Origin of the sequence: Bacillus sp. GB_SG_008 (assembly GCF_052038115.1) — a bacterium.
GTDB classification, from domain to species: domain Bacteria; phylum Bacillota; class Bacilli; order Bacillales; family Bacillaceae_G; genus Bacillus_A; species Bacillus_A rhizoplanae.
In genome coordinates, this window is the sequence record NZ_JBPZSK010000002.1 from 62,046 (window position 1) to 75,394 (window position 13,349).

11 protein-coding genes are annotated in these 13,349 nt (G+C 34.5%); 8 read left to right on the forward strand and 3 right to left on the reverse strand.

Going from position 1 to position 13,349, the window contains the following annotated elements; all coding sequences use genetic code 11:
* Positions 1–25 precede the first annotated feature (25 nt).
* Positions 26–1,474 (reverse strand): oligosaccharide flippase family protein, encoded by a 1,449-nt coding sequence (locus ACTDJC_RS05340; RefSeq protein ID WP_253631022.1) that lies wholly within the window; start codon positions 1,472–1,474, stop codon positions 26–28.
* Between the two features lie 274 nt (positions 1,475–1,748).
* Positions 1,749–2,261, reverse strand: a complete 513-nt coding sequence (locus tag ACTDJC_RS05345) for an acyl-CoA thioesterase (RefSeq protein WP_098310110.1) — start codon at positions 2,259–2,261, stop codon at positions 1,749–1,751.
* Between the two features lie 345 nt (positions 2,262–2,606).
* Here ACTDJC_RS05345 and ACTDJC_RS05350 point away from each other — a divergent pair, with 345 nt between their 5' ends.
* A complete protein-coding gene (locus ACTDJC_RS05350) occupies positions 2,607–3,884 on the forward strand; it encodes a glycosyltransferase family 39 protein (RefSeq protein ID WP_440602803.1) in 1,278 nt (425 codons plus the stop codon).
* A 272-nt stretch (positions 3,885–4,156) separates the two neighbouring features.
* Here ACTDJC_RS05350 and ACTDJC_RS05355 read toward each other — a convergent pair whose 3' ends face one another.
* Positions 4,157–4,789, reverse strand: a complete 633-nt coding sequence (locus ACTDJC_RS05355; RefSeq protein WP_440602804.1) for a trimeric intracellular cation channel family protein — start codon at positions 4,787–4,789, stop codon at positions 4,157–4,159.
* 322 nt (positions 4,790–5,111) lie between these two features.
* On the opposite strand from ACTDJC_RS05355, the gene ACTDJC_RS05360 reads away from it, so the two are divergent.
* The 7 genes from ACTDJC_RS05360 (at position 5,112) to ACTDJC_RS05390 (ending at position 13,270) form a co-directional block, all read left to right on the forward strand.
* On the forward strand, positions 5,112–6,479 hold the full coding sequence (locus tag ACTDJC_RS05360) for an O-antigen ligase family protein (protein WP_098310107.1): 1,368 nt from the start codon (positions 5,112–5,114) through the stop codon (positions 6,477–6,479).
* 87 nt (positions 6,480–6,566) lie between these two features.
* On the forward strand, positions 6,567–7,682 hold the full coding sequence (locus ACTDJC_RS05365) for a glycosyltransferase (RefSeq protein WP_440602805.1): 1,116 nt from the start codon (positions 6,567–6,569) through the stop codon (positions 7,680–7,682).
* 166 nt (positions 7,683–7,848) lie between these two features.
* Positions 7,849–8,589 carry a WecB/TagA/CpsF family glycosyltransferase gene (locus ACTDJC_RS05370; protein ID WP_440602806.1) on the forward strand — a complete coding sequence of 247 codons (741 nt, stop codon included), beginning with the start codon at positions 7,849–7,851 and terminating at the stop codon, positions 8,587–8,589.
* Between the two features lie 214 nt (positions 8,590–8,803).
* The gene (locus ACTDJC_RS05375) at positions 8,804–10,003 is read left to right on the forward strand and encodes an MFS transporter (RefSeq protein ID WP_098310104.1); all 1,200 of its coding nucleotides are present in this window, start codon (positions 8,804–8,806) and stop codon (positions 10,001–10,003) included.
* Between the two features lie 155 nt (positions 10,004–10,158).
* Positions 10,159–10,875, forward strand: coding sequence for a LytR/AlgR family response regulator transcription factor (locus tag ACTDJC_RS05380; protein ID WP_098310165.1), 717 nt, complete (start codon positions 10,159–10,161; stop codon positions 10,873–10,875).
* A gap of 123 nt (positions 10,876–10,998) precedes the next feature.
* Positions 10,999–13,074 carry a carbon starvation CstA family protein gene (locus tag ACTDJC_RS05385; protein WP_098310103.1) on the forward strand — a complete coding sequence of 692 codons (2,076 nt, stop codon included), beginning with the start codon at positions 10,999–11,001 and terminating at the stop codon, positions 13,072–13,074.
* Positions 13,067–13,270 (forward strand): YbdD/YjiX family protein, encoded by a 204-nt coding sequence (locus ACTDJC_RS05390; protein ID WP_098310102.1) that lies wholly within the window; start codon positions 13,067–13,069, stop codon positions 13,268–13,270. The genes ACTDJC_RS05385 and ACTDJC_RS05390 overlap by 8 nt, the downstream gene beginning before the upstream one ends.
* Positions 13,271–13,349 lie beyond the last annotated feature (79 nt).

Consider the following 13,349-nt stretch of genomic DNA (forward strand, 5'->3'; position numbering starts at 1 on the left):
ATGTAGTATCCTTTCCTCATGTGTATTACGCTTTTTTAAATTTTATTTTATTTAAAAACATAAAGAGAATTTCATCTTTTGTTACCAATAAGATAAGAGCGTAAGCAAATATATTTACTGAAATTGTGATAAAAGCAAATGATAGCGTGTTTTTGAAATACATCTTTACAATAAATGTTAATGGAATAAACGTTAGTGAGTAAAGTAAATATTTTAATTTGCTCATATCAAACAATGTGTAATTTACTTTTAATTTCTTCTTTACATACATATATTCCAAAACAATCAATAAGCAGTTTGCAATTGTTGTTGTGAAAATAGCAGTTGCTGGTGTGAAGACATGAAAGATAATTAATGAAATATCTAATACAAGGTTTGTGAAACCGCATATGAATAAAAAGCGAACTAAAATATGTTCTTTCTTCTTCACATAAATAATTTGGTTCGATAGAATCGACTCGATTCCTACGGAAACCATATATAGAGCAAAAATAGATAATGTATTCCCAGCAGGTGCAAATTCGGATCCGCCATAAATAACAACAGCAGCATGAGAAATTAAAATGAGGCCAACAGCAGCAGGGAAGAGTGTAATAAAGTATACCTTTGAAATCTTATTTAATAATGTTTCATACTCTTTTTCATCAGCATTTCCTGATAAATAGGATAGTCTTGGAATGGTAACTTGAATTACGCTGACCATTAGTGTATTAACAATGGTCATCATTTGAAAGGCCATTACATAGAATGCCACATACTCTGCACCTAAATATTCTCCAAGTAAGAAACGGTCTAATTGTGTATACAAGATGCTTGTATTTGAGAAAATAACAACTGCTAGTAATGGTTTTAAGTGCGGAACGATTGTAATATTAGAGAAATCAAATTTTATTTTCCGCTTAATGTATATAAAGCTAGTAAAATGATTTAAAAATGTTGAAAGAGCTAATAGTGCTGCATATTGTTTATAGTCGTTTGCATTATGAACGATTATAAATAATAGCACAACGTAAGTTAATCTAACACAAATGGTTTTTATAGCAATAAAATCATATTTTTCATGAGCCTCATTTACCCATTCTACGTAGAACATATTCGAAATGAAGTTAAATCCGAAAATAACTAACACCGGGAATATTTTTTCATTGCCATAGCCGATGTAACTAAATATTAAAAAGGTTGTTAGAGCAAATAAGCTTGTCATTAAATTAATAAGGTAAAGGTTTGTGAAAAGTTGACTTACCTTTTTTTTATCATTTTTTATTAAGCTCATTTCTCGTAATCCATATTGATAAATACCAAATACAGCAAAAATGAAGAAGTAATTAAAAATCGTATCAGCAAAGTTAACAGTTCCCATTGATTGTGCTCCAAGCGCTCGGTAAGCGTATGGTCCAACGAGTAAGGGGAGAATAATGTTAAAGACATTCAGTGCAATCTTATACAAAATGTTTTTAAATAGTGATTTTTGCATAACTAGATCCTTCTATACATAATTTTATGGAGTTCATGATTTGTGCTTTATCTATTACACATTTCGTAATTATACGATTTATCTTATGTTGTGGGCAAATTTTTTTAAAAGCCCTAGCTAACTTATAAGTAACCTTATCAGTGTAACGCACGTAAACTTTGTAAAGCAACTTATGGAAATAATCATTGATGAAAACGGATTTTAAATGTCATATTAAAGATTAAGAAGAAGTATGAGAAACCACCATCCTAATAGAGGATGGTGGTTTCTTTAATTATGCATTCCACGGTTTTTGGATGGTTAGTACTTCTGCCATTTCTTTACTTTTTAGTCGGTTCAGTTTTCGTTTTTCTGCACGTTCTGCACCTGTATTATATAACCATTGCTCTTCTTCTGTTTCAGCAATTAAACCTGGTACAGAGGATGGTTTTCCGTCCTCTAATGCCACGAAAGTAATGAAGCAAGTAGCAGCAATGCGGCGTTCACCGCCTAATAAATCCTCTGCAACGACTTTTACGAATACTTCCATAGAAGATCTTCCTGTATAACAAACGAATGCTTCATAGCAAACAGAATCAGTTTGATGAATTGGTGTTAAAAAGTCAACAGAATCGATAGAAGCTGTCACACAGTGTTTACGGCTATGACGTGCAGCTGCGATAGAAGCAATGCTATCAATTTCTGCTAATAATTTTCCGCCAAATAATGTTTGATGGTTATTTAAGTCATTCGGAAAAACACGTGTTGTTTTTATCGCCTTGGATTCTCTCATAAATTTCTTTTCCATATTATCTACTCCTGTTTGTTTTGTTCTAATGATACCCATAAGAACTCGATTTGTTCTGTTCATTATTTATAATAATTAATGAACAGAAGTTTCACTCCGTATAGATTGTAGTGTAAAAGAGATTTCGCTTACATTGCAAGGAGAATATGTGATGTTACTAGCTTTGTCATAGAAATAGGCTACCAGCACTCCTTTTATTCATGATAAAATCATTTTGTTAAAAATATAAAGTTAAAGGGAATAGATATCCTTTAACAAAGAGAAAAAGAGGTGCAATGCAATAGAATTATGAGTAATGTACAGATAGGCTTTCATTCTTTTTTTAACAAGATAGTAGTTGGACTCATGTTCCTCTTTTTTTTATATTCATTTTGGTATTCTTTTGAAGAGGTAAGCAATATTTTTGATATAAACTCTTCCAGTTTAGTGATTGTGTTAGGTGTTTGTATCATTTTAATTTTGCTGGCTACATCTATTTTACAATATCGATTTACGAGTAAACAATTTATTCTTTTTCTTATTTCAATTACTGTGGTACTTCGCTTTCTATCAATTGTGTCGATGGGAGCCCCACTTGAAGGTAACGCGAAGGTGATATATGAGGCCGCTAAGCAAATTGGGCAAGGAAATACTAGTTTAAGCGGAATAGAAAATCTTGTACAATTACCTTTTATTATGTATGAATCCTTTTTTATTCGTCTTTTTGGAGATGCAATGTTTGTATTAAAGATATGTAATATCTTATATTGCGGGGCTACAGCCTTTTGTATTTACAAGCTTGCTTCTACGCTATTTCATGAAGAATGCGGCCGAATTGCAGCTATGTTATATGCTTTGTATATTCCTAATATTGTACTTTGTTCCGTGTTAACGAATGAACATTTAGCAACATGTTTATTTTATTTTGCATGTTACTTACTTATACATAAAGGTTTAAGTCACTCGTATATGTGGGGAGTGGCTGCTGCTTTATTTGCTTTTAGTAATATGATTCGTCCATTAGGTTTATTTTTGATTATAGTCCTTGTTATGTACCTTGTAGTGGTGGAAGTTTTGCAAAGTGCAGAACGAAAAAAAATGCTTTTTAAAATAGTAGGTGTATGCGTTATATTTTATGGTGTCCATTACGGAGTAAGTTACGCGTTGGCAAAATCAAATAGTTTACAATATACATTTACAAATGATCAGTATATTCAATCTGTATTAGTAGGAGGAAATGAAAAAACAACAGAACAAGAGAAGAAAGAGAAAAAAGAGTATACTGTGGATTTTATAAATAAAAAGTTGAAAGCAATAGAGATGGATCAGTTTACCTCTATTCAAATGAGTTTAGGGAAATTTCAGAAACAAGGAATACAAAACACTCTTATAAAGGGTGGGTACCTTATATATATAATGATTACAATATTTGCAGCAATTGCTATGTTACATCTTCTATTTCAAAAACCGGGAAATGAAAGTTATATGCTGCTTCTATTCATTACAGGAGGCTATTTATTTACAAGATTTATGGATATGCGTATTGTATATGATGGCATACTAGTCCCTAGTTTATTGATATTACAAAGCTATGGGATATATATAGTATATCAATATTGTCAAAAGCTGTTTTTTAAAAAATAAAAGAATCCTCTAAGTAGGATTCTTTTTTCATCTTTAAAAATGCTTAGCATGATTGTTCCTCCTGTATATGTTTATCCTGCTATCTCTAGACAATAAGCCCCTACCTCAAAATTTAAAGGCGAAATCCCTTGTTGGTAGAAGTTTTACCTTATAAAATGTTTGGCATTTTATTTATTATAGCTTTTCTTTAGATTCTTATATTTAATTTAAGTGATTATAATAACATAAAGAAAGAGAATTCTTCCGAGAATTCCCTTTTGTATGAAAATAGATCAATGACCTTTATTCATTCTTGCATGTGTCTTGAAAAAGACTGGGAAATGTACATTATAGATAAAAGTTACAACACGTATAGTAAATGTTACAAGTAAACAAATATAGAAAGCTAATACGTGTGATCCCATTTCATACGTAATAAGAAAGCTAATTGCACCTAAAATGGAGGCAATTGCATAAATTTCTTTACGAAAGACATATGGGATATCTTGAGCACAAATATCGCGTAAAATTCCACCGCCAATACCTGTAATTACTCCCATAGAAACAACTAAGAAAGAAGCAGTCATATGATGGGTAATGGCTGCATTTGCACCGATTGCAGTAAATACGCCTAAACCAACAGCGTCTGAGAGCATAATAACAACTTGTAATTTATGAATTCTTTCAAAAAACATACAAGTAAATAATGCGGCTAAGATGCTAATGAAAAAGTAAATGGGTTGAACAAATGCAACTGGAGGTAAGTTTCCAATCATAACATCGCGAATTATCCCGCCGCCAAGTGCAGTTGCTACAGATAAACAAAGGACACCAAATAAATCAAGTTCTTTTTTCAAGCCTACTAATGTACCAGAAATGGCAGCTGCGATAATACCGAGAAATGTAAATACATCAATTAAAAACATTGCTCCAATCCCTTCCTTCTAAAGATGTTCCAAGGAAAGAATATACACTAAAGTTATGAAAATAACAATTACTGTTTCGCTACATGTAAAAAAAGTGAAAGAATAAGGAAAGAAAGCGTTTGAAAATGCTATTTGAGAGTGAATAAATTATAAAGTGAAACTTTCCTCAGTGGGGGTCTTACCGCCCGTTAATGCGGGATAAAAATGAGGTTTTTAAAGATTTTAGTATTCAATTAAAATACCACTTAGTCAATTGAGGACTTATGCTATAATAAGTATTTGGAACGAGTTACGATACTTACAATATTTATCGGAGGCAAAGATGTTAAATAACAATAGTTTAGGTTATAAATTCGAGAGCTTTCTATTGATTTTTATTATATTACAACCAATTATAGACTTGCTTACATCATTTTGTATTTTAGTGCTCAAAATTGATGCAACGGTTGGAGTGATATCGCGTTTCTTTGTTATGGCTCTTGCTGGTATTTATATTCTCATGCAAGCCCGTGTTAGAGAAAACCGAAAATATATTATATATTTACTTGGACTAGGAATTGTCCTTGGATTAGGATTTTTAAATAATAAAATGATTAAGAATCCGATGTTACAAGGAGAAGAGATTAAGTTTATCGCAAAGACGTTATACCCATTTGTCATGATAAGCTGTTATATTCTAGTATTTAAGTCATTAAAAATGAAAGAAACGATGCATACAAAGATGAGAAATTATGTAGCGTATGCAGCTTTAATTATAAATGTGGTTATGGTTGTATCTATCGCAACGGGAACAGATTCTAATAGTTATGAATATTTTAAAGAAGGTTCACGTGGCTGGTTTTTTGCAGGGAATGAACTTGGATCGGTTTTAGCAATAATATGTCCAATTGTTGTTTTGTATTCTATTGAAAAAACAACAAGCTTGGCAAAGAGTTATTTTTGGATTCCGTCTCTTTTAATAATATTTTCATTATTTGCAGTTGGTACAAAAGTAGGAGCGGGAGCTATTTTCTGTACAGTTGCTATTGCTATTTTTATGTGCTTTATACAAGCATTTTTACAACGGAAAGAGCATAATAAAAAGCCATATTTGTTAAATGGTTTGATTGCAACAGTTATATTTGTAGGAGTATTGGGGTATTTTCCGTTCTCGCCAATATATAAAAATACAAGTATTCATGTTCAAGTTTTTGAAAAAGTACAACGAGAGAAAAAACAACAGAATAAACCTGTTACACCAGAGGATATTAAAAAAGAGAAAGAAGAAGAGAAACAGGCTGAGACACAATCTCTCATTTTCAGTGGACGTGAATTATTTACACAGATGTATAAAGACTTTTATAAACAAGCGCCTATGTCTCAGAAGTTACTTGGTATGGGGTATGGTGGTAACTTTAAAGATGCCCCAAAATTAATTGAAAGAGATTTCCATGATTGGTTTTACACATTTGGAATTATCGGTTTCATTTTCCTTATGATTCCATTTGTGTATTATGGTTTGAGAATCCTAATGGTATTTATAACAAGGTTTCGTGATATGTTTACAGTTAAGTATGCGTTGTTAGCTGCGGGTCTTTTGTTAGCATTAGGAATTGCTTTTACAGCAGGTCACGTATTAACGGCACCAGGGGTAAGTATTTACTTTGCTGTATTATTGGCATATTTAATCGTAGATTTAGAAATAGAATGATGGGAAAATAAAAGCTAGCATTATGTTAGCTTTTATTTTTTGCTATAGTAAAACAAAGGAAAAATATATTAACGGAGGAAGAAAAAGATGAAAGTGTTACATATGAATGCTGGAGCAGAGACAGGTGGCGGAAAAACGCATATTATTTCACTTTTGTCACAATTTCCGAAAGATGAAGTAGAATTAGCAGTATTTGAAGAAGGTCCAATTGCAAGCGAAGCGAGAGCGTTAGGGATAAAGGTACACGTTTTTTCACAATCATCTCGCTATGATATATCTATTCTCTCAAAAATACGTTCTTTTATTAATGAAGAACGTTTTGATATCGTTCATACACATGGAGCAAGAGCAAATTTTTATCTTTCTCTATTAAAAAGAAAGATAAGTGCCAAATGGGTCACAACAGTTCACAGTGATCCGACGCTGGATTTTATGAAACGTGGTTTAAAAGGATGGATTTTTACAAAGTTAAATTTACGTTCGTTTAAGAAGATTGATTTGTTTTTTGCAATTACAGAACGTTTTAAGAGAAATACGGTAACACTAGGTGTACCAGAGGATAAAATTTGTACAATCTATAATGGTATTGAATATGATCTTACACCAGCAAAGCCTTATAACTTAGAGGAACAATTCGGTATACAAGCAGACGTATTTACAGCGATTCAAGTAGCGCGTCTTCACCCTGTTAAAGGGCATGAAATATTATTTGAGGCATTACAAAATACGGAGATTCCAAATATAAAAGTATTGTTACTTGGCGATGGTCCGATTGAGAATGAGCTAAAAGAAATGGTAAAACAAAAAGGAATAGAAGATAAAGTACTATTTTTAGGACATCGTCAAGATGTAAAAGAATTATATGCATCAGCACATATTAACTTACTTACATCACATAGTGAAAGTTTCTCACTTGTTTTATTAGAAGCGGCAAATCAACGTTTAACTTCTATTGCTACAGATGTTGGTGATATGTCACAGCTCATTGTCGATGAGACATATGGCTGGATCATTCCAACTGGCGATGCTGCGGCTCTTGCTCATGCATTAGAGGAAGCATATGAAAAATGGAAGAATGGTGAATTGGCGGAAATGGGTGAGCGTTTATATATGCATGCGTCTTCTCACTTTTCCTTACGAAAGGTGTATGAAGATACGCATAAAGCGTATGAAAAGCTTTTATCCCGCATTAACGGGCAGTAAGCCCCAAACCTCAAGATTCAAAGAAAAGCGAAGAAGATAGGTGGGGGATAACTGCCCGTAAAAGCCCGATTGGTTCAACTAACCATTAGTGAGAAGAGAGTTCACTGATGGTTAGTTGAACCTTATAGAAATAGAAAAGATATTTGAAATAGAGAGGATTTTAAATATGGCAGTGCAAACAATTGATATTTTAGGCGTGCCCTTCTCAACGATGACAATGGAAGAAACGATTCGATATATGCTGCAGCAGCTAGAAAAGGAACAAGAGAATACATTCCAAGTTGTAACGGCAAACCCTGAAATTGTGATGTGTGCAAAAAAAGATGCTAAATTCCATGAAACGCTTCTTCAGGCAGATATTATTACACCGGATGGAATTGGCGTAGTAAAGGCAAGCGGTATGCTAGGTACACCGTTAAAAGAGCGTGTAGCAGGTTTTGATTTGATGAGTGATTTATTTAAAACATTATCACAAGAGAAGAAATCGGTATCTGTCTTTTTACTTGGAGCAAAGCCGCACGTTGTAGAAAAAGCTGCTCAAACTTTAACAGAAAGATATGAAGCGTTATCCATTGTAGGTACACAAGATGGATATTTTAAACAAGAGCAGGAAGAAGAAATTATTGCGCGTATTCAAGAAGCGCAGCCAGATATTTTGCTTGTTGCACTTGGATTCCCAAGACAGGAAAATTTTATTCAGCAGAATAAACATCGTTTAAATACAAAGATAGCTGTTGGTGTTGGGGGAAGTTTTGATGTTTGGGCAGGAGAAGTAAAGCGTGCCCCGAAATGGATTCAAGCTATTCATTTAGAATGGTTTTATCGTTTATGCAGCAATCCAACGCGCTGGCGTCGTCAACTTGTATTAGTTGAATTTTTAAAAGAAGTGGTTCGGTCGAAAAGGTAGCGATATTTTGCTACCTTTTTTTCTATGCAAGTCTGTATACGTAACGCACTTTCCCCATGAAAAAATACCTATGTATGAGGTGTTTTTTCATGGGAAAGATAAGGTTTATGTAGGTAGTTCGTCTTCTTTAGTACGTAATTAAAAAAGTATTTTACTTATGTAATATACATATGTAAAATGAAGTGTAAAGACAGCTTTGTAAGGAGGACCTCTAGTGGGGAAAGTTACAGAAATCTCGAATCGAAAGCTTCTCGGAATTGCTGGGCTTGGTTGGCTATTTGATGCAATGGATGTTGGGATTCTTTCGTTTATTATTGCTGCTTTACAAAAAGAATGGCAGCTTAGTGCACAGCAGATGGGGTGGATTGGTAGTATTAACTCCATTGGAATGGCAGTTGGAGCACTTATATTTGGGATATTAGCAGATAAAATCGGTCGTAAACCCGTTTTTATTATTACATTATTATTATTTTCTGTTGGTAGCGGTTTAACAGCTTTATCAACAACATTAACTGTATTTCTTATACTTCGTTTTCTTATTGGAATGGGACTTGGAGGAGAATTACCTGTTGCATCAACACTTGTATCTGAAAGTGTTGCCGCACATGAACGTGGTAAAATTGTTGTTTTATTAGAAAGCTTTTGGGCTGGTGGGTGGTTAATTGCTGCTCTCATTTCATATTTTGTTATTCCGACATATGGTTGGCAAACAGCGATGGTTTTAAGTGCAATTCCAGCTTTTTATGCACTATATTTACGCTGGAGTTTACCAGATTCACCACAATTTCAAAAAGCACCTCAAAAACAATCTGTATTTGCAAATATAAAGGCAGTTTGGTCTGGGGATTACAGAAGAGCGACTGCTATGCTCTGGATTTTATGGTTTTGTGTTGTATTTTCTTATTATGGAATGTTCCTTTGGCTTCCAAGTGTACTAGTATTAAAAGGGTTTAGTTTAATTAAAAGCTTTCAATATGTGTTAATTATGACACTTGCGCAGCTTCCGGGTTATTTTACAGCTGCTTGGTTTATTGAACGTTTTGGCCGGAAGTTTGTGTTGATCACATACTTACTTGGAACGGCATGCAGCGCATATTTCTTCGGGGAAGCAGATTCACTTCTCACGTTAATGATCGCAGGTATGTTGCTATCTTTCTTTAATTTAGGAGCTTGGGGAGCGTTATATGCGTATACGCCAGAGCAGTATCCAACAGTTATTCGTGGTACAGGAGCTGGGATGGCAGCGGCATTTGGCCGCATCGGTGGTATTTTAGGACCATTATTAGTTGGTTATCTCGTAGCCACGCATGTTTCTCTTTCTGTTATCTTTACGGTCTTTTGTACAGCTATTGTAATTGGTGCTCTTGCTGTACTTGTGCTTGGAAAAGAAACAAAACAACAAGAATTAATATAATGAAAAGGAAGCTATGTAAAGCTTCCTTTTCATTGTTTTCTGACAAAAACATGGTATATTTGATAGAAAAATGGTTTATAAAAAGGGATTATTTCGAAAAAAGCGAATGTATACAACAAGGCGTATGGACAAAAGGATTAGGTGGTTGGGCAGACATGAAAATTTTAATCGTAAATGAACGAGAAGAAAACAGAGGACAATTAATAGATTTTTTCAAAGAACATGTAAAGAATTTGGAATGTTTTGAAGCGAAAACAGGAATGGAATCACTACAGATAGCGAAAAAGTATACGCCAGATTTTATTTTTTTAGATACACAATTACCAGATGCAACGGGTTTTGAAGTCGCAGGCTTGTTGCGCCAATTAACATTACATACAAAGTTTATATTTACAGGAAACGACATGAAAGATGCAATTATATCATTTCGTTTTCACGCTTTTTACTACTTATTGCAACCATTTAAGCAGGAAGACTTGCAGTTTTTATTGCATAGTATTGAGCAAGAAAGAGTAACACGAGAGAGGAATCGATTGCAAAAGCTCCCGATTGAATGTCATGAAGGAATTACATATATTCTTCCAGACGATATTGTATATATAAGTAAAAATAAAGAAAATAAAACAGTTTCAATTTATACAATCAATAATCAATATATCTCAACGTATACATTGCAAGAATTAGAAGGTAAGTTAGCGGTATACGATTTTTTACGTGTTCATAAAAGTTATCTTATTAACGTTATATATGTGCGAGAATTAAAGCCTTATTATAACGGAACGTATAACTTATATCTGGAAAGGTATGATAACCAGCCGATACCTGTTAGTCGAAATTATGTAAAACGGCTTCGAAATAAAATTGAGTTGTAACAAGTCGTGGACGAATTTAAACATGTTAAAATAGGAAACATTCATCATAAGGAATATTATATTTAACTATTCTGAAAATTTAGTACAATTCCCTCTAAGGCATAACATTAGGGGGGATTTTTGTTGAAAGCATGGAAATCTATTTTACTTTGGGGTGTGATTACGGCTTTAGGAGCAGCAGGATTTGCTGTTTTAGCGTTATCTCGCGGTGAAACGATTAATGCAGTTTGGTTGTTGGTTGCCGCTGTTTCCGTATATGCTGTTGCATATCGCTTTTATAGTAGATTTATCTCCAGAAAAGTTTTTGAATTGGACGATAATCGAAAAACACCGGCAGAGCTTTTGAATGATGGGAAAGATTATGTTCCGACAAATAAATGGGTTTTATTTGGGCACCACTTTGCGGCAATTGCTGGGGCTGGACCGCTAGTTGGTCCAATCTTAGCTGCACAGATGGGATATTTACCAGGAACGCTTTGGATTATTGTTGGAGTTGTGTTAGCCGGAGCTGTACAAGATTTTGTGATTTTGTTCGCGTCTATGCGTCGCAACGGGAAGTCGCTTGGTGAAATGATTAAAGAAGAGATTGGTCCAGTAACAGGTTTTATTGCGATGATCGGTATTTTGGGAATTATGATTATTTTATTAGCGGTATTAGCTCTTGTTGTGGTGAAAGCGCTCGTAGGAAGCCCGTGGGGAATGTTTACGATTGCAGCAACAATTCCAATTGCAATTTTAATGGGTGTATATATGCGTTACATTCGTCCAGGCCGTGTTGGAGAAGGTTCAGTTATCGGTATTATTTTACTTCTTTTGTCACTTGTAGCGGGTCAGTATGTAGCAGAAAACCCAACGCTTGCTACTATGTTTACATTCAAAGGTGAAACAATTGCAATTATGCTTATTATTTATGGATTTATTGCTTCTGCATTGCCTGTTTGGTTATTACTTGCACCGCGTGATTATTTAAGTACGTTTTTAAAGATTGGAACAATTGTTGGTTTAGCGCTCGGTATCGTGATTGTTGCACCAGATTTACAAATGCCGGCAGTTTCACAATTTATTGATGGAACGGGCCCAGTATTTGCAGGGAATTTATTCCCATTCTTATTTATTACAATTGCTTGCGGAGCTGTATCTGGCTTCCATGCGCTTGTTTCTTCTGGTACGACCCCGAAAATGATAGAAAGGGAAGGACATGCACAGCCAATTGGTTACGGTGCTATGCTTATGGAATCATTTGTTGCAGCGATGGCAATGATTGCAGCTTGTGTACTAACGCCAGGTACATACTTTGCAATTAATAGCCCTCCGGCAGTCATTGGAACGGATGTAACACAGGCAGCACAAGTAATTAGTTCTTGGGGGTTTACTGTGACGCCAAATGAGCTGAAAGAATTGGCTGTAAACGTCGGAGAACAAACGATATTATCTCGTACAGGTGGGGCACCGACGTTCGCGATTGGGATGGCTCATATTTTCTCTCAAGTAATTGGCGGAAAAGCATTAATGGCATTTTGGTATCACTTTGCAATTTTATTTGAAGCGCTCTTCATTTTAACAACGATTGATGCAGGAACACGTGTTGGTCGGTTTATGATTCAAGACATTTTAGGGCACGTTTATAAACCATTTGCAAAAACAGATTCTATGCTTTCCAATATTGTTGCAACAACGCTGTGTGTTCTAGGATGGGGATATTTCTTATATCAAGGGGTAATTGATCCGCTTGGTGGTATCAATACGCTATGGCCGCTCTTTGGAATCGCAAATCAAATGTTAGCTGGGATTGCATTATTACTTGGAACGACTGTTTTGTTTAAAATGGGAAAAAAGGCATATGTTTGGGTGACACTCATTCCGACAACGTGGTTACTGATTGTTACAATGACAGCTGGCTATCAAAAGTTATTTCATGAAAATCCGAAAATTGGATTCCTCTCTCATGCAAAAGTGTTTCAAAGTGCACTAGATAAAGGGAAACTATTAGCACCGGCGAAAAACGTAGCACAAATGAAACAAATTATTTTTAATGATTATATTGACGCGACGCTTTGTGGAATTTTCATGCTTGTTGTAATCGCGGTACTGATATCGTCTATTAGAATATGGATACAAGTATTGAACAATAAAGCAACTCCATTAAAAGAAGCGGCGTATGTTCCACGCGATGAAAGCGAGGCACAGCACTATGCTTAAAACAATGATAAGCATGTGGAGATACCGAAAACAATTTATTAGTTTGCTTGTTGGTGTACCTAGCTATGAGAAGTATGTTGCTCATATGAAACAACAACATCCAAATGAAATGATATTATCTCGAAAACAATTTTTTGCCGAAGCGCAAGAAGCAAGATTTAATGCGAAGGGCGGTAAAATTTCGAGATGCTGTTAGAGAGAATATAGTAAAAAAGGGCGATATCTCGCTCTTTTTTTATGTTTCAAAGTTTCACGTGAAACATATAAAGAAAAGT